The organism is Ruegeria sp. CDSA141 (assembly GCF_059612005.1).
Map to the genome: position 1 here is coordinate 1 of NZ_JBXWPT010000010.1, position 17,091 is coordinate 17,091.

Genomic DNA, 17,091 nt, shown 5'->3' on the forward strand with positions numbered 1-17,091 from the left:
GCTGACGACCCAGTTCCGACGTGATCGAGCCAAAAAGCTCAGGATCACGATCAGCAAGGGACTGGGTAAAAAATCCGGTGTCACGAAGATTGGCGTTCATGGGCGCTCCACATGGCTGGGTAAAATTCTTGCGGATTTCCTATCGGAAACGCCACATTTGCAAAAGGCTTAAAGCGACGATTTGGCCCGCTACGGCGTCAAGACTGGCCTATCGGGGAAAGGTATGTTTGTTTCGGAACCAAATGTGCAGCACCGGAAACCGGAAAACATGAAAAAAAGAATCGCCTTTCTTGCCAGTGAGGTCAAAGTGGCGCAAACAGCCCGTGACACTCTGGTGGCCAAACACGGCAATGCCGCTCCTCGCGACGCAGATGTTGTGGTTGCTCTTGGAGGGGATGGCTTCATGTTGCACATCCTGCACAACATGCAGCATCTCGATACACCGGTTTATGGTATGAACCGCGGCACGATCGGGTTCCTGATGAACGAGTACCACGAAGACGACCTGATGGCACGGCTGGAGGAAGCCGAAGAAGAGGTGATTAATCCATTAGCAATGCGGGCGATGGATCAGTCCGGAAAATTACACGAGGCGCTGGCGATCAACGAAGTATCGCTGTTGCGCGCTGGGCCACAGGCTGCTCGTTTGAAGATCAGTGTTGATGGCCGCGAGCGCATGGATGAACTTGTCTGCGATGGAGCTCTGCTGTCTACTGCGGCGGGGTCAACGGCATATAATTACTCGGCGCACGGGCCTATTCTGCCGATCGGCTCGGACGTTCTCGCGTTGACACCAATCGCCGCATTTCGCCCCCGCCGATGGCGTGGTGCCTTGCTGCCTAAAATCGCAAAGGTGCGGTTTGATGTGCTGGATGCGGACAAGCGACCTGTTATCGTTGCGGCTGATTCCATAGCCTTCCCAGACGTTGATTGGGTCGAGATCCGATCCGAGCCAGCGATCTCACATCGCATTCTTTTCGATCCGGGACACGGGTTGGAGGAGCGGCTGATATCCGAGCAATTCACTTAAATTTACGTTTCTGCGAGCTTTTTTGAGCCTGTGTGAAGCAGTTCACAGGGGATTCGCTCACAATTGGATAGTGTGAACTTGCTCGGAGAACACGCCAAGGTGGGAGTGAGTGGCCACCTGAAAGGCGTTTTCGAATGATTGCGCAGATTTTGCGCTGGCGAGGGTGGGTGGTGCTACGCTCGTCATCAGAAATCCGGGCTTATTTTAGCAGTCGGGCCCCGGGTACAATGTCCCGGGGTCTATTTTTTCAGCCACCCTGCAACTCTGTCCTTTCCCATAACGGCAGGCACATTTGCCCCACGCGTGCTTCGATGGCCGCGGCCGCATCCACCGCCAGATCTTCGCGCCAGCGCTGAGCGGCAATCTGAACATTGATCGGCTGAGGACCCTTCGGCAATTCAGCCAGCCGGGCCGGGACACATGCCGCAGGCAGGCCTAAAAAGTTCATCGCATAAGAATATACGGCGCACCCCAGAACCTCGTGCACACCTTCAGCGCCTTCGGAGTCCCGGTCGGGTTTGAAGAACGGTTGTGGCAGGAAAGGCGACAGTACCAAAGGGAAATCCTGCAGAAACAGGGACCATTCGCGCGCGTAGTGGCTTCGTTTGGCCAGCATCTGGATCATCTCGGTTTCAACAATTGGCGGGAACTCCTGGAAATAGACCTCAAAGATATTCTGAATGGTTTTGGAACCAGCGGCTTCGATATCTGATTTCATGAGCGTCAGCACTTCGCCCATCAGCGTACGATAACCGATCCGACCACATTCAAAAACATCAGGCGGGTCAATCTCTTCCACAACATAGCCCGCATCAACCAGCGCCTCTCGTGCCGTGTCGAGCGCTTTCTCGACCTCGGGGTGCAAGGCATAGCCGAATGTGTTTTTTGTAAAGGCCACTTTGACTGGTGCGTCGAGGTCAGGACCACGCCAGGGCATGGGCACGTGAAACGGGTCACGCGCGTCGGCGGCGATCAGGCTGGGCATGGACAGATGCAGGTCGGCAGCCGACCGGGTTAACAGGCCCTGAACGGACATCGATTGCGCCAGCAAGCCGCGTTCGGCTTTCTGGCTTGGGTTCCACGCCGGGACACGCCCCAGCCCGGGTTTCACTGTCACGGCTCCGTTGGCTGCTGCAGGAAAGCGCAGGCTGCCGCCGATATCGTTGCCGTGGGCCAACGCGCCGATTCCGGCCATGACCGCGGCGCCAGCCCCGCCGGAAGAGCCGCCGGGAGAGATATGCCGCCCCCAGGGGTTGTGCGTACGCCCATAAAGCGGGTTGTCCGTGTCGGCGCGGAACGAGAACTCGGGCGTGTTGGTCCGCCCGATAACAATTGCCCCGGCCTTTTGAAGATTGCTCACAACCGGGGCGTCATCCGGTGCCATTACATCTTTCAGAGCAACAACACCGTTGGTTGTGGCATGGCCTTTTTGGTCAACATTCACCTTGATCGTGACCGGCACGCCATGCAGCGGCCCCGTCGGTTGGCCGTTCGCCCGCGCATGGTCCAAGGCCTTGGCACGTTCCAACGCCTCGGCGCGCAGGTCTTCCACCACTGCATTCAGGTCGGGGTTGACCGCATCCATTCGCTCGATCGAGGCCTGAACCGCCTCGGTTGCACTCAGGTCCCCGCGTCTTGTCAGGGTGGCCAGGTCAGTGGCGCTGAGACGCCAGATATCGGTTTGTGTCATGGGTCCTCACTGTCTTAATGCGACAGTAGGGAGGCTGCTTCCGGTTGCAAGAGAAGACACGACAAAGGGCGGCTTGCGCCGCCCTCAGGTTACTTGGCATAACCGATTGTCTGTAAGGCTTCTTTGATTTCGTCAAGAATGGCAGGGTCGTCGATTGTTGCAGGCATTTTATAGTCTTGGCCGTCTGCAATCGACACCATCGTACCGCGCAGGATTTTACCTGAACGGGTCTTGGGCAATCTGTCGACGACCACAGCCAGCTTGAAGGCCGCCACCGGGCCGATCTTTTCCCGAACCATTTTGACGACTTCCTGAACCACGTCGGCATGATCCCGGTTTGCGCCGGCATTCAGGCACAGGAACCCAACGGGCATCTGACCCTTTAGCTGATCCGATACACCGATCACCGCGCATTCGGCCACATCCGGGTGAGCGGCAAGCACTTCTTCCATCCCGCCGGTCGACAGGCGGTGACCCGCGACGTTGATGACATCATCGGTGCGGGCCATGATGTAAAGGTATCCGTCCTCGTCGATCATTCCGGCGTCGCCGGTTTCATAATACCCGGGGAAGTGCTCCAGATAGGATTTCTTGAACCGCTCCTCGGCGTTCCACAGGGTCGGCAGGGTGCCCGGAGGCAGCGGCAGCTTGACAGCGATGGCCCCGAGTTCGCCGGCTTTCATGGGGTGACCACCTTCGTCCAGTATTTGTACGTCATAGCCCGGCATCGGTTTGGCAGGCGAACCCAGCTTGATCGGAAGCTCTTCGATGCCCAGCGGATTGCCGGCAATGGCCCAACCGGTTTCGGTTTGCCACCAATGGTCGATCACCGGAACCTTCAGCGCATCCTGTGCCCATATGATGGTATCAGGATCAGCGCGTTCGCCTGCCAGATACAGAGCCCGCAGATGAGACAGATCGTATTTGGCGATCAATTCGCCCTTTGGATCTTCACGTTTGACGGCGCGGATCGCTGTGGGCGCGGTGAAGAAGCTTTTGACCTTATGCTCGGAGATTACGCGCCAGAAGGTGCCCGCATCAGGGGTGCCGACCGGTTTGCCTTCGAACACAATCGTCGTGTTCCCGTGGATCAGGGGTGCGTAGCAGATGTAGGAGTGCCCAACGACCCAACCCACATCGGACGCCGCCCAGAATACATCACCCGGATCGACGTTATAGATGTTCTTCATACTCCAGTTCAGCGCCACCAGATGCCCGGCAGTTGGGCGCACGACTCCCTTGGGCGCCCCGGTGGTGCCCGAAGTGTAGAGGATATACGCCGGATCGTCTCCGTCGACGGGGACACATTCTGCTGGTTCAACGCCGTACTGGAACCCGTGCCAGTTGTAGTCACGCCCTTCGATCAGCTGAGCAACTTCTTGTTCGCGCTGGAAGATGACGCAGAAATCCGGCTTGTGTTCAGCAAGTTCAATGGCGCCGTCCAGAAGCGGCTTGTAGTGCACCACCCGCCCAGGCTCCATTCCGCAGGACGCGGCTATGATCGCTTTGGGTTTGGCGTCATCGATACGGACCGCCAATTCGTTGCTGGCAAATCCACCAAACACCACGGAATGCACAGCGCCCAGACGTGCGCAGGCCAGCATCGCCTCAAGCGCTTCGGGGATCATCGGCATGTAGATGATGACGCGGTCACCTTTCTCGATACCTTTTGCCCGCAGCGCACCGGCAAGATTGGCCACGCGGTTGCGCAGTTCAACATATGAAATCTCGCGCTTGGTGTGGGTGATCGGGCTGTCATAGATGATTGCGGTTTGTTCGCCGCGCCCGTTTTCCACGTGGCGGTCCACGGCGTTCCAGCAGGTATTGACCCGTGCGTCGCTGAACCATTCGTACAAGGGCGCATTGTCGTCGAACAGCGCTTTGCTGGGTTCCCTGACCCAATCGATCCCCTTGGCGGCGTCCATCCAGAACGCCTCGGGGTCCTTCTTCCAGCTGTCATAAACGTCCTGATACGCCATCTCGTCCTCCTCACAACGACTTGGTCTTTGTGTTAGGACCCAGAAAACTTTCGGGCAAGCGCGTCAAATGACGACGCGTCAGTTTATCGCAAAATATTTGCAGGAAATCGCACAATAGCTTGCAAATTTTTGCAAACCTCTTTTCCAGCATTGAATTTTCCGCGCCGAAAATGCCATTTTGCAAACTTGCAAATTCGGCAGTGCAAAAGATCATGCGAGAGGCGACTCGGCGCAACGCCAATTCGCCACTCATCCGCTATCGTCACCACGGAGGTGAAACGACATATAGCAGCCAAGGTGTGAGTGTTTTATTAACCGCACCCCCGCGAGGATTGCGGTTCACGTCGAGAGGAGACCAGCTTACCCGTAATGCGCCACCGGGGTCCCCGCTATGGCAGCCATGTTCAGCAATCCGCGTGCGGTAATGGACGGGGTGACGATATGCGCTTTGTTGCCCATTCCCATCAGAATGGGTCCGACTTCGATCCCGTCCGCTTTCATTTTCAGAATATTTCTCACGCCGCTGGCTGCGTCCGCATGGGCAAAGATCAGCACATTTGCCGCGCCCTGAAGGCGTGATCCCGGAAAGATCCGCTCGCGAAGGTCCGCATCAAGGGCGGCATCCAGGTTCATTTCCCCTTCATAGATAAAGTCGCGTGGTTTCTGGTCCAGGATTTCCAATGCGGCGCGCAGGCGTTTTCCGGAACCTTCTGCCTGATTGCCGAATTGCGACTGCGAACAGAATGCGATCTTGGGCTCAAGCCCAAATCGACGAACATGCCGTGCCGCGCCAATGGTCGATTCGGCCAACTCCTCCGGTGTCGGCAGTTGCCGAACGTGCGTATCGGCTATGAACAAGGGGCCGTCTTCCAATATCATCAGTGACAAAGCGCCGTGCGGGCGCAGGTCGCCGTCGGCCAGCACCTGTTCAACATAGTTCAGATGCCAGCGATATTCGCCAAACGTGCCGCAGATCATACTGTCAGCTTCGCCTCGATGCACCATGATCGCGCCGATGGCGGTCGTATTTGTGCGCATGATTGCCTTGGCCAGGTCAGGCGTCACACCTCGGCGCTGCATGATCTGATGATACGAGTTCCAGTAGTCGTAATAACGCGGATCGTTTTCCGGGTTCACGATCTGGCAATCTGTGCCCGGGCGAATAGTCAGGCCCAGCTTTTCGCAACGGGATTCGATTACTTCGGGTCGCCCGATCAGGATCGGCGTTTCTGTTGTTTCCTCAAGAATGGCCTGTGCAGCCCGCAGCACCCTTTCGTCTTCGCCCTCGGCAAAAACGATGCGACGGGATGCGACAGCCGCAGCCTCGAACACGGGGCGCATCAAAAGGGCCGACTTGAAGACAGTCTGGTTGAGCTTTTCCTTGTAGGCCTCAAGGTCCTTAATGGGGCGCTTTGCGACGCCGCTTTCCATGGCTGCCTTGGCAACCGAAGACGAGACGACGCCCACCAGACGCGGGTCAAAGGGTTTCGGGATCAGGTAATCCGGCCCAAAGGTCAGTTGTTCGCCCTTATAGGCGGCTGCGGCCTCGGCGCTTGTCGTCGCGCGGGCCATATCCGCAATGCCGTCAACGCAGGCAATCTGCATTGCATCATTGATCTCGGTCGCGCCCACATCCAGAGCCCCCCGGAAGATAAACGGGAAACACAATACGTTGTTGACCTGATTGGGGAAATCGCTGCGCCCCGTGGCGATGATCGCGTTCGGGGCAACCTCACGCGCGGCCTGTGGCAAAACTTCAGGCGTTGGGTTGGCCAGTGCGAAGATGATTGGACGATTGGCCATTTTCTTGACCATTTCGGGCTTCAGGACATTCGGGCCGCTAAGGCCCAGAAACAGATCTGCATCGCCGATTACATCATCCAGAGTACGCAAGTCCGTTTTCTGCGCGAACTGCGACTTATGCGGGTTCATATCCTCGGCACGCCCCTCGTAGACGAGCCCGTGAATATCGCACAGCCAGATGTTTTCCTGTTTCACACCCAGCTTCACAAGCATGTTCAGGCACGCAATCCCGGCAGCCCCGCCACCGGTTGATACGACCTTGATGTCTGCAAATGTCTTTCCGGCTACATGCAGAGCATTCTTCGCAGCGGCCCCCACGACAATGGCCGTTCCGTGCTGATCGTCGTGGAAAACGGGAATGTTCATGCGTTCGCGGCACAGCTTTTCGACTATGAAACAATCCGGCGCCTTGATGTCTTCCAGGTTGATGGCCCCGAATGTCGGCTCCAGCGCGCAGACGATATCCGCCAGCTTTTCCGGATCGGGCTGATCGACTTCGATATCAAAACAGTCAATGCCTGCGAACTTTTTGAACAGGACGGCTTTGCCTTCCATCACCGGTTTCGAGGCCAGCGCCCCGATATTGCCTAAACCAAGAACCGCAGTGCCGTTGGACACCACGGCGACAAGGTTGCCGCGCGCCGTATACTTTTCAGCGTTCGCAGCGTCGGCTTTGATTTCAAGGCTGGCCTCGGCAACGCCGGGCGAATAGGCGCGCGCCAGATCGCGACCATTGGCCATCGGTTTCGTGGCCTTGATCTCAAGTTTTCCAGGTTTCGGATGGGCGTGATAGTCAAGCGCGGCCTGTCGCAGGCTGGGGGTGTCAGACATTGGAGATTCAGTTCCCTCTGAGAATTTGATTTAACATTAAACTATTCGTCCGAGCTTGGCTACGTTGCGTAATTTTGCCGACGTCTCGCAGTTGCGAACCGGAATTGGGTTGAATTTTGACACATTTTTTTTACATCTAGGTAACTTTGCGAAACGAACAAACACTCAGGCAAGACGAAGCAGTAATGACTTTCAAGGCAAATGATCAGGTCGATGGCCTGTCCTCTGGTCCTGTGGCGGATACTGGAGTTGCGCGGCTGACCATATGGTTTGCGGTGCTGTCGGGTGTTGTGCTTCTTGGTGCTGTTGGCATCTGGCCAGAACAGGCACTGGTTTTCAATCAGGAAGGCGGATTGTTTGAAACAATTTCCGCGGCGTGTTTGTTTGCAGCGGGTGTGGCGGCTTTGTGGCGATACCCGGGTGTCACCCGGCTGTATATCGGGCTGACATTCCTATTGTTGGCCGAGCGTGAGCTTGAGGAAAGCGTTTACCCTGAAGGCAGTTTGCCGTTCCTGATCCTTGACGGTCTGGATGCCGTGCTGGACGTCACTGTGGTCAGGGTCCTGCTGGCCTGCGTTGTTCTGAGCGGCGTCATCTGGCATGGGATCCCGACGGGATGGCGTGCTATCAAGCAACGCGCGTCTTTTATGATCGTGTTCATAGTGGCCGGCTGTCTTGCCGTCATCGCCCAACTTCTCGAGGAATTCACCGGGCTGCACAGCGACGCTTTGTCGTCAGTTATGAAAACGCGCCTTTTCGTGATGGAAGAAACGCTCGAGATGTTCTTTTCGATTGGCATTTTGGCCTCTGTTCTGATCGGATGGCCAAAATCGAAATCTGATGAGACATCTCATGACAAAGACATCCGAACCTTCCCGGACCCAAGCTGAATTTCGTTTGCCTACCCAGGAAATTCGAAACGACATCCCCTTTTATACCAAGGTGTTGGGGATGCAGATGGACATGATCTATCCCGCAGACGATCCGCGCGTCGCAGTGTTTTCAGGGCACGGTCTGCGGCTGCGGATCGAAAAAGACGCGCCCGAAGGTCCGGGAGCATTGCGCATCCTGACAGATGACCCGGAAAGCTTTGCAGATGGCCAACGCGTTCTTGTCGCGCCGAATGGGACCCGGATCGAAATCGAAGAGCGAAATCCGCCGCTGGTGATGCCTGAAACAGTTCATTCCTTCGTGGTGCGCAGGCTCAAGGATCAGGCACCCTGGATCATCGGCCGGGCTGGGATGCACTATCGCGATCTGGTGCCAGACCGTTTGGGCGGATCGATCATCGCAAGCCACATCCGTATCCCGGACGGTGGTCCGGTGCCCGACATGGTGCATTTTCACAAAGTTGGGTTCCAACTGATATTCTGCATCCATGGCTGGGTGGATGTTGTCTACGAGGATCAGGGAGAGAAAATGCGCCTGAATGCAGGGGATTGCTTTATCCAGCCGCCGGAAATTCGTCACCGTGTACTCGAAGCGTCAAACAATGTTCAGGTCATCGAAATAGGGGTGCCAGCAGAACATGTCACGGAAATCGACCATGACATGCAGCTTCCAACGCCGCATTTTCGCCCGGAGCGCGAATGGCAAGGGCAACGCTTTGTCTATAACCAGGCCAAGGACGCTGAATGGGTACCGTTCCGTCTTCCGGGTTACATCTGCCGCGACACGACAATTGCCGAGAACACCAAAGGGGTCGCAGGGGTCCAGGTCGTCCGCAAAGGGCAGGGCGACACCGAATGGGCCAGCCACGATACGGACATTCACTTTACCTTCGTGATGGACGGAGCGGTCACGCTGGAAGGCGAAGGGCGCGAGCCCTACCGGCTGGAGCAAGGAGACGCCTTTGTCATCCCGCCCGGGATGTGCACGCGGTTATCTGCCCCATCGGACGACATCGAGTTGCTGGAAGTCACCTTGCCCGGTACCTTCAACACAACACTGGGCTGACTGAAAAACATCGGCTGGGGGCTTCAACTTCTCCGCCTTTTTACTTTACGGTGCAATTTTCTGACCAGACGATCAAAAAATGGGGAATCGCCATGTCGCTCAAAGACGCTGCTTTGTCCGTCCGGGAAAATGCCTATGCGCCTTATTCGAATTTCAAGGTTGGCGCGGCGCTTCGATCCTCCTCGGGTCAGGTCTATTCCGGGTGTAACGTTGAGAATGTGGCATATCCCGAAGGCACCTGTGCTGAGGCCGGTGCAATCGCCTCGATGGTTGCTGCGGGCGAGCAGGAATTTACAGAAGTCTACGTGGTTGCCTCCAGCCCTCAGCCTGTGCCGCCCTGCGGTGGGTGCCGCCAGAAACTGGCCGAGTTTGGCAAGCGCGATGTGAAAGTTACTCTGGCAACCGTGGACGGTGCCGAATTTGAGACAACCATCGGGGATCTGTTGCCGGGCGCATTCGATGCTTCACACATGGAGGATGTCTGATCGCATGGACGCCCGCTCGATCATAGCAAAACTGCGCAGGCAGGAGGTGCCGGGTCGCGAGGAACTGATCTGGTTTGCGCAGGGACTTGCGGACGGAAGCGTCAGCGACGCGCAGGCCGGGGCTTTTGCCATGGCCGTCTGCATGGGCAGTTTGGGCGCTCAGGGGCGTGCGGATTTGACGATCGCGATGCGCGACAGTGGAGACGTACTGACTTGGGATGTGGACGGACCGGTGATCGATAAGCACTCGACCGGAGGTGTCGGGGACAGTGTCAGCTTGGTTCTTGCCCCGGCGCTTGCGGAATGTGGGGCGTATGTCCCAATGATCTCGGGCCGGGGCCTGGGGCACACTGGTGGAACGCTTGACAAGCTTGAGGCTATCCCGGGGGTCAACACTCAGATCGGGCAGGACCGTCTTGCGCAGATTTTGCGCGAAACCGGCGCCGCCATCGTCGGAGCGACGGGCCAGATCGCGCCGGCAGACAAGCGCCTTTATGCGGTGCGGGATGTGACCGCGACAGTTGAGAGCCTGGACCTGATCACAGCGTCGATTCTGTCCAAAAAGCTGGCCGCCGGCCCGGACGCGCTGGTTCTTGACGTCAAGGTCGGCAGCGGCGCTTTCATGAAAACGATGGAAGATGCCCGCAAATTGGCCACCGCATTGACCGAGACCGCAAACGCAGCAGGGTGTCGCACGTCGGCGGTGATCACTGACATGAATCAGCCATTGGCCCCGGCGTTGGGGAATGCTTTGGAGATCGCTGAGGTGATGAAAGTCCTGACCGGCTCGGATATGTCACCTTTGGCAGACATTTCTGCCGAGCTGGGGGGCGTCTTGCTGACCGATGCAGGAATGTGCGGTTCGGTCGATGAGGGACGTGATAAAATCTTTGAAATCATCCGTGACGGACGCGCCGCAGAGCGATTTGGGCGCATGATGGCAGCGGTTGGTGGCCCCGTTCAGTTCGTCGAGACCTGGGCTCGGTTCCTTCCTGAGGCGAATGTCATCCAAGAGGTTCCGGCGCCGCGGGACGGCTTCATTTCTGCTATCGATGGCGAAGCTCTGGGTCTTGCCGTGGTTGCGCTGGGCGGTGGCCGTCAGGTCGAAAGTGATGAGATCGATCCAGCCGTCGGAATATCCAATATTCTCCGGCTGGGGGATCGTGTGACCAAAGGTTCACCGATTGCCGTGATCCATGCTGCTCGGGAAGATGCCGCGCGCCGAGCCGCAGAAACCGTGCTGAGCGCGATTGAGATCAGCGATACGACTCCGATGCTTCCGGATCTGATCCACGAAAGGATTAGCGTATGAGCCGTGCATTTCTCGTCGTCATGGATTCCGTTGGAATAGGCGGTGCGCCTGATGCCGATTGTTTTTTCAATGGGGACGTCCCGGATAGTGGGGCAAATACGCTGGCTCATGTCGCGCAGGCTTGTGCCGAAGGGCGGGCCGAAGACGGTCGCTCGGGCCCTTTAAACCTGCCGAACCTCGACGCGATGGGTTTGGGTGCGGCTGCGCGACTGGCGTCTGGGGACGCAACCCCCGGATTGGACGCCAGACCCATTGGGCTGTGGGGCTGCGCGCGCGAGCATTCGCCCGGCAAAGACACGCCCTCGGGCCACTGGGAACTGGCAGGTCTGCCGGTACCCTGGGAATGGCACTATTTCCCGGATACGGTTCCAGCTTTTCCTGCGGACCTGAGCCGGGCAGCGGCCCGGGCCGCCGGGACCGAAGGCATCCTTGGCGATTGCCATGCCTCGGGCACGGCGATCATCGCTGAATTAGGTGCCGAGCATATGCGAACCGGCTGGCCGATCTGCTACACCTCAGCCGACAGTGTGTTTCAGATCGCAGCCCATGAAGAGAGTTTCGGGCTGGACCGTTTGCTGGGTATGTGCCGCGCACTTGCACCGCGCTTGCACGAGATGAAAGTGGGCCGTGTCATTGCGCGCCCCTTTGTCGGCACGCCAGAGGCGGGATTTGAACGGACAACCAACCGCAAGGATTTCGCCATTCAGCCGCCCGCTCCGGTTCTGACCAATTGGGTGCAGGATGCCGGGCGGAAGGTGCACGCGGTGGGCAAGATCGGCGACATCTTTTCCATGCAGGGTATCGACACGCTGCGCAAAGGGTCGGACGCTGAACTCATGCGGCACCTTTCAGATCTGGTGGATGACGCCGAAGAGGGCAGCCTGACTTTCGCCAATTTTGTTGAATTCGACAGTCTTTATGGCCACCGTCGGGATATCAGCGGCTATGCCCGAGCATTAGAATGGTTCGACCGGGAGATCGGTGAGATTCTGGCCAGGCTCCGCCCCGGCGACCTGTTGGTGTTGACCGCCGATCATGGCAATGATCCCAGCTGGACCGGAACAGATCACACACGTGAACAAGTACCGGTTCTGATTTCCGGGTCTGGCACGGGGCAGATCGGCCAGGTGGACTTTGCCGACATTGCCGCCAGCATCGCCCATCACCTGAACATTCCGGCGCAAGGGCCGGGAAGGAATTTTCTATGAGCGTCGCCGACCTGCCGAAAATAGAACTGCACCTGCATCACGAAGGCGCCGCGCCACCGGCATTCATCCGCCAGCTTGCGCATGAGAAGCGGGTGGACCTGAGCGGTATCTTTAAGTCCGACGGTTCTTATGATTTTCGCGATTTCGCGCATTTCCTGAATGTGTATGAGGCCGCCTGCGAAGTCCTGAAAACGCCTGAAGACTTCCGGCGGCTGACATTGGCCATTCTCGAAGAAAGCGCCCGGAACGGCGTGGTCTATTCGGAGACCTTCCTCAGCCCGGACTTTTGCGGGGGTGGTGATCTGCACGCGTGGCAGGACTATCTGAATGCCATTCAGGACGCTGCGGATGAAGCCGAACGCAAGTTCGACATAACCCTGCGGGGTGTCATCACATGTGTCCGCCATTTTGGCCCCGAGCAAGCCAAGCGGAGCGCCTATTGTGCAGCAGAAACAGCGGACGACTGGATTACCGGTTTTGGCATGGGGGGAAATGAATCCGTTGGCACACAGGGTGACTTCAAATGGGCTTTCGACTGCGCGCGCGAAGCCGGGCTTCGCCTGACGACACATGCGGGTGAGTTCGGAGGCCCTGAAAGCGTGCGTGATGCTGTGCGCGATCTGGGGGTCGAGCGCATCGGGCACGGAGTTCGCGCCCTCGAGGATCCGGACCTTGTTCGCGAACTGGTCGACCGGGAAATCACTCTTGAGGTCTGTCCTGGATCGAATGTGGTTCTGGGGCTTTTCCCCGATTTTGCGGCCCACCCGATTGCGAACTTGCGCGATGCAGGCGTGAAGGTAACGGTATCCACAGACGATCCCCCGTTTTTTCACACGACCATGCGACGGGAATATGAGATGTTGAACGCAGCCTTCGGCTGGGAGGCCGAAGATTTTGCGGCCCTGAATCAGGCCGCCCTGGAAGCGGCCTTTTGCGATGATGATACCCGCGCGCGGGTCAACAAAAGACTGGAGAACACATGAGCGAACATCTGACCGTCGTCGATCACCCGCTGGTGCAACACAAACTGACGCTCATGCGGGACAAGGGTACCTCGACCGCCGGGTTCCGGCAGTTGCTGCGCGAAATAACGTTGTTGTTGGCCTATGAGGTCACGCGCGAAATTCCGTTAACCACGCGCCATATCGAAACGCCGATGGAAGAAATGGATGCCCCCATTCTTGCGGGCAAGAAAATGGCGCTGGTGTCGATCCTGCGTGCCGGAAACGGGATGCTGGATGGGGTGTTGGAATTGGTTCCTTCTGCGCGCGTCGGTTTTGTCGGTCTGTATCGCGACGAAGAAACGCTGAAGCCCGTGCAGTATTACTTCAAAGCACCCGAGAGCCTGAAAGACCGTTTGGTTATCGCGGTGGATCCGATGCTGGCCACTGGCAACAGCTCGGCTGCGGCCGTTGACCTGCTGAAAGAGGCGGGGGCGACGGATATCCGCTTTCTCTGTCTGTTGGCCGCGCCGGAAGGGGTCGCGCGTATGAAAGAGGCGCACCCGGATGTACATATCGTCACTGCTGCACTGGACCGCGAGCTGAACTCGAAAGGCTATATCATGCCGGGTCTGGGCGATGCAGGCGACCGGATGTTTGGAACCAAGTAACCCGGATTATTCGCCGCATATGTTTTGCAGCCGGACCCAATCGCGGTCCGGCAACACCTGTTCCAGGGTTCGGCCGACCATGGGATCAGCCTCAATCAGACCCAGTACTGATTCACCGGTAATGTCCTGAGCATAGGCGTAAGGGGTAGAGGGCAGGGCGCTTTGTGAGAACATCGCCAACAAGTCTTCGTCCGGAAGGGATGGTCGGGGCTGCGAAAGGACCTGTTCGGTATACGTGTCAATGATCTCAGGGGTCAGTTCCCCGGTCGTCAACAACCGAAAGGCCGAGGATGCCCCGGTTCTGTCCAGCAGATCATCCAGCGGGTCGTTGAGCGCCGTACGCGCGCGCTCTGCGATAATGTAACCTGCTGCGACGGCAGGGTCTTCATGGTCTTCTACCAGGGCACGATTTAACAGAACGGTGCCACCGGGCAGGCTGAGGCTGTCCTGAACACCTGCGGGCAGAATAATGATCTGCCGGACGCCTGTACGGTGGGCCAACTGATTCAGCGAAGCCTGCGCATCCACAGACGTGCAGGCCGGTCCCGAGACGCGCTCGATCCGACGCAAAATCGTGTCTCCGATCTCCTGTCGTTTGACCTCGGGCACGACCGAGACAACGTGGTTTCGCAAAGCACCGGGGAACCAGAACAACAATACCGCCAGAACCGCTGCCACAACGCCTCCGACGCTCATCCAGCGCAAACGGCCGGGACGGGGACGAGAGCGTTCGATGGCACGTTGCAGCCGATCGATCGCTTCGAGCATCGTGGTTTCGGATTCTCCCAGTTCCAGTGTCTCATCCGGATCACCATCGGGGTTGAAAACAGCCGGAAAGGCACCGGGATTCTGCCGTTCCAGCGCCGCCAAGGACCAATGAGTCAAAGCCCTGTCATTGAAATCGGAAATTGTCAGGGTTGCTTTGCCAATCGATACCACAACTTCGCGCCGCTGTTCATCGGGCGAAGGGCGCCACAGACCGGTGGCTTCGATCCGCTGGTACTTTTTCAGGGCCGTCATCTGGTTGAGGTCTGCTCGAAATTGTTTTGCCGCAGCTTAGCATGGCAAAATCCCCGGGCGCAAACCTGTTGCGCAGGCATTCCGATTTGTGCTGGATACCCGTCAGGAAAAAGATCGCCGATCTTTGATCGCAACAGAGGCGCGAAAATGCAGGCAGACACGTCCACCGCCCCGGTGCTGGCTTCGGCCCTGATGGTAGCTGCGATGGCAATTATCGGCGTGATCGACAACGTTGTGATCCTGCTGGCCGAGACGGTCGGGCTGTGGCAATTCCATTTTATGCGGGCACTTTTGATGCTGCCGCTGATTGTTGGCCTTTCCTTTCTGGGGCTGGGTGGGCTGAGGCCGCATCGGTGGGGACCTGTCATCTTACGCAGTTTGTTGATCACAACGGCTATGTTTTTCTATTTTGCGTCTCTGTCGATGATGCCGATTGCGCAAGCCCTGGCAGGGTTGTTCACCTCCCCGATTTTCGTGCTGTTGATTTCGTCCATTGCGCTCAGACAAAAGATAGGGCCGTGGCGCATTCTGGCTGTACTGATCGGTTTTTCGGGTACTCTTCTGGTTTTGCAGCCAAACCCGGTCGAGTTTGATATGCGTTCGGTTTTCCCGATTGCCGCTGGTTTTTTCTATGCCTTGAGTTCGATCATGACGCGGACATATTGCGCGCGTGAAAGCACGGTTGCGATGCTGGCGGCCATGGTCATTACCCTTGGCCTGTCAGGGGCCGTGGGGGTTATTTTGTTCACGGTCTCGCCTGTTGCCACGCTGGACGGGCCCGAAGGCTTTGTCACGCGGGGATGGGTCTGGGGCGTGGGGCCCGCATTGCAATGGATTTCAATTCAGGCAGTCGGGTCGACGATTGCGGTCTTCATGCTCATCAAAGCCTATCAGGTAGGCGAGACCTCTTACGTGGCCGTGTTCGAGTATTCGGTGATGATCTTCGGGCCGCTCTTTGCATTCGTCGCACTGGGTCAAACCCTCGATCTGATGCAGGTGTCCGGGATCGTCCTGATCGCGACAGCAGGGGTTTTGCTGGGCTGGCGGGCCAAACGGTCATCCACCCAGCAAGAACTTGCCTGACGCGTGCAATACCGCACTCTGTCAACGGTTTTAAAATGCTGCAATCTGAATAAGCGACTTCATTTCGTCTGATCGGGGGCAGGTGGATTCGAACGAACACAACATGGTGTCCGTTTCGAAAATGGCACAAAAGCCGGTTTGTGGCCTGTCAGTGTTTACGAGATCTCTACAAAAATACGTTGAGACGGCCCAAATTGGGCATAAATCTGTCTGAAATAAGACAGTCTCGATTTTTGATGTTAGCTGTTTGGCATAGTGAGTTTGTGCCAAAGGGGGTTAGGCACGTGTCTGAAGTTACGAGTATTTCTGTATATCTTGATCAGTCGTCCGAAACCGATCCATCCAGTTTGAACCACGCCGTGAATGCGCGCCGTGGCGGATTTTTGAACGGCACGAAGATTGCGACAACCAGCGGGTGGAAACCGGTGGAACGCATAGCAGTTGGCGATCTGGTCCGAACACTGGATCACGGGTTCAAAGAGGTGCGCCGCATCTCGACCAGCGTCGTGGTCATTTCTGCCGAAGAGCGCCGTTCGGAGTATTTGCCGGTTTTTGTACCTGCACGCGCCGCATATAACGGGCGTCCCGTCTGGCTGATGCCCGAGCAGGGCATTGCTCTGAACCTGACACGGTCTGATGTCAGGGCCAGCGTGTGTTCCGTAGTGTCCGCACGATTGCTGAACGGCGTGGGTCGGTTTATGTCGCAGGCACCGGGATCGTCGTTTGAGGTCCGTTCCCTGTTTTTCGACGAAGATCAGGTGATCTTTGTTGAAGGCGGCCTGCAGGCTTACTGCCCTTCCGGCCTTTTCAACATGCGCGGCACGGCCAGCGGGCCTGGTTACGATGTCGCTGATGAAGAGACCGGTACAGAACTGGTCAACCTGATTGCAAGCAGGGGCGATATGTCAGCCCTTGCCAACCCATTGGGTGCCCTGCCTGCACCCATTCCGCAGGAGCCGATATTTCCGATCCGTCCGCCCTCTGGGGTCAGGCGACCGGGTCGACCGGGGCGTCCAAACGCGCCGGTGCTGTTTCTGCGGCCCGAATGGCAGATCTAACCAAACACTGACAAAAAAGATGCA

At 57.5% G+C, this 17,091-nt stretch carries 15 protein-coding genes; 10 read left to right on the top strand and 5 right to left on the bottom strand.

All coding sequences use genetic code 11. The features are described 5' to 3' along the window. Positions 1-223: 223 nt before the first annotated feature. A complete protein-coding gene (locus AC2FLP_RS14320) occupies positions 224-1,030 on the top strand; it encodes an NAD kinase (protein ID WP_496684438.1) in 807 nt (268 codons plus the stop codon). A 247-nt stretch (positions 1,031-1,277) separates the two neighbouring features. Here AC2FLP_RS14320 and AC2FLP_RS14325 read toward each other — a convergent pair whose 3' ends face one another. From AC2FLP_RS14325 to AC2FLP_RS14340, 4 genes are all read right to left on the bottom strand, one after another. Further along, positions 1,278-2,720 carry an amidase family protein gene (locus AC2FLP_RS14325; RefSeq protein WP_299901654.1) on the bottom strand — a complete coding sequence of 481 codons (1,443 nt, stop codon included), beginning with the start codon at positions 2,718-2,720 and terminating at the stop codon, positions 1,278-1,280. 89 nt (positions 2,721-2,809) lie between these two features. Beyond that, positions 2,810-4,699, bottom strand: a complete 1,890-nt coding sequence (gene prpE, locus AC2FLP_RS14330; protein ID WP_299901651.1) for a propionate-CoA ligase PrpE — start codon at positions 4,697-4,699, stop codon at positions 2,810-2,812. Positions 4,700-4,709: 10 nt separating this feature from the next. Next, on the bottom strand, positions 4,710-4,952 hold the full coding sequence (locus AC2FLP_RS14335; RefSeq protein ID WP_299901648.1) for a hypothetical protein: 243 nt from the start codon (positions 4,950-4,952) through the stop codon (positions 4,710-4,712). Positions 4,953-5,059: 107 nt separating this feature from the next. Next, positions 5,060-7,333, bottom strand: a complete 2,274-nt coding sequence (locus AC2FLP_RS14340; protein ID WP_496684443.1) for an NADP-dependent malic enzyme — start codon at positions 7,331-7,333, stop codon at positions 5,060-5,062. Positions 7,334-7,518: 185 nt separating this feature from the next. On the opposite strand from AC2FLP_RS14340, the gene AC2FLP_RS14345 reads away from it, so the two are divergent. From AC2FLP_RS14345 to upp, 7 genes are all read left to right on the top strand, one after another. Continuing rightward, on the top strand, positions 7,519-8,223 hold the full coding sequence (locus tag AC2FLP_RS14345) for a hypothetical protein (protein ID WP_496684446.1): 705 nt from the start codon (positions 7,519-7,521) through the stop codon (positions 8,221-8,223). Continuing rightward, positions 8,186-9,289 (top strand): cupin domain-containing protein, encoded by a 1,104-nt coding sequence (locus AC2FLP_RS14350; protein WP_299901641.1) that lies wholly within the window; start codon positions 8,186-8,188, stop codon positions 9,287-9,289. The genes AC2FLP_RS14345 and AC2FLP_RS14350 overlap by 38 nt, the downstream gene beginning before the upstream one ends. A gap of 71 nt (positions 9,290-9,360) precedes the next feature. Further along, complete coding sequence (locus AC2FLP_RS14355) at positions 9,361-9,774, top strand: cytidine deaminase (protein WP_256369674.1); 414 nt, start codon at positions 9,361-9,363, stop codon at positions 9,772-9,774. A gap of 4 nt (positions 9,775-9,778) precedes the next feature. Next, complete coding sequence (locus AC2FLP_RS14360; RefSeq protein ID WP_299901638.1) at positions 9,779-11,086, top strand: thymidine phosphorylase; 1,308 nt, start codon at positions 9,779-9,781, stop codon at positions 11,084-11,086. Further along, complete coding sequence (locus AC2FLP_RS14365) at positions 11,083-12,294, top strand: phosphopentomutase (protein WP_496684449.1); 1,212 nt, start codon at positions 11,083-11,085, stop codon at positions 12,292-12,294. The genes AC2FLP_RS14360 and AC2FLP_RS14365 overlap by 4 nt, the downstream gene beginning before the upstream one ends. Continuing rightward, entirely contained in the window at positions 12,291-13,277 is a 987-nt protein-coding gene (locus AC2FLP_RS14370) for an adenosine deaminase (protein ID WP_299901632.1), read from the top strand. Before AC2FLP_RS14365 ends, AC2FLP_RS14370 begins: the two co-directional genes overlap by 4 nt. Further along, positions 13,274-13,906, top strand: coding sequence for a uracil phosphoribosyltransferase (gene upp / locus AC2FLP_RS14375; RefSeq protein WP_117869551.1), 633 nt, complete (start codon positions 13,274-13,276; stop codon positions 13,904-13,906). Before AC2FLP_RS14370 ends, upp begins: the two co-directional genes overlap by 4 nt. A 6-nt stretch (positions 13,907-13,912) precedes the next feature. On the opposite strand, the gene AC2FLP_RS14380 is transcribed toward upp, so the two are convergent. After that, entirely contained in the window at positions 13,913-14,926 is a 1,014-nt protein-coding gene (locus AC2FLP_RS14380) for a hypothetical protein (protein ID WP_117869550.1), read from the bottom strand. A gap of 147 nt (positions 14,927-15,073) precedes the next feature. On the opposite strand from AC2FLP_RS14380, the gene AC2FLP_RS14385 reads away from it, so the two are divergent. Beyond that, positions 15,074-16,009: a DMT family transporter gene (locus AC2FLP_RS14385; protein WP_299901629.1), complete on the top strand. Its 936-nt coding sequence runs from the start codon at positions 15,074-15,076 to the stop codon at positions 16,007-16,009. Between the two features lie 284 nt (positions 16,010-16,293). Further along, positions 16,294-17,067: a Hint domain-containing protein gene (locus AC2FLP_RS14390; RefSeq protein ID WP_496684454.1), complete on the top strand. Its 774-nt coding sequence runs from the start codon at positions 16,294-16,296 to the stop codon at positions 17,065-17,067. The last annotated feature ends 24 nt before the right edge of the window (positions 17,068-17,091 follow it).

Excerpts from the sequence above, each read along its gene's own strand:
- AC2FLP_RS14320 (WP_496684438.1), top strand. The coding sequence starts at position 224 with ATGTTTGTTTCGGAACCAAATGTGCAGCACCGGAAACCGGAAAACATG.
- AC2FLP_RS14325 (WP_299901654.1), bottom strand. The coding sequence starts at position 2,720 with ATGACACAAACCGATATCTGGCGTCTCAGCGCCACTGACCTGGCCACC.
- prpE (WP_299901651.1), bottom strand. The coding sequence starts at position 4,699 with ATGGCGTATCAGGACGTTTATGACAGCTGGAAGAAGGACCCCGAGGCG.
- AC2FLP_RS14335 (WP_299901648.1), bottom strand. The coding sequence starts at position 4,952 with ATGAGTGGCGAATTGGCGTTGCGCCGAGTCGCCTCTCGCATGATCTTT.
- AC2FLP_RS14340 (WP_496684443.1), bottom strand. The coding sequence starts at position 7,333 with ATGTCTGACACCCCCAGCCTGCGACAGGCCGCGCTTGACTATCACGCC.
- AC2FLP_RS14345 (WP_496684446.1), top strand. The coding sequence starts at position 7,519 with ATGACTTTCAAGGCAAATGATCAGGTCGATGGCCTGTCCTCTGGTCCT.
- AC2FLP_RS14350 (WP_299901641.1), top strand. The coding sequence starts at position 8,186 with ATGACAAAGACATCCGAACCTTCCCGGACCCAAGCTGAATTTCGTTTG.
- AC2FLP_RS14360 (WP_299901638.1), top strand. The coding sequence starts at position 9,779 with ATGGACGCCCGCTCGATCATAGCAAAACTGCGCAGGCAGGAGGTGCCG.
- AC2FLP_RS14365 (WP_496684449.1), top strand. The coding sequence starts at position 11,083 with ATGAGCCGTGCATTTCTCGTCGTCATGGATTCCGTTGGAATAGGCGGT.
- AC2FLP_RS14370 (WP_299901632.1), top strand. The coding sequence starts at position 12,291 with ATGAGCGTCGCCGACCTGCCGAAAATAGAACTGCACCTGCATCACGAA.
- upp (WP_117869551.1), top strand. The coding sequence starts at position 13,274 with ATGAGCGAACATCTGACCGTCGTCGATCACCCGCTGGTGCAACACAAA.
- AC2FLP_RS14380 (WP_117869550.1), bottom strand. The coding sequence starts at position 14,926 with ATGACGGCCCTGAAAAAGTACCAGCGGATCGAAGCCACCGGTCTGTGG.
- AC2FLP_RS14385 (WP_299901629.1), top strand. The coding sequence starts at position 15,074 with ATGCAGGCAGACACGTCCACCGCCCCGGTGCTGGCTTCGGCCCTGATG.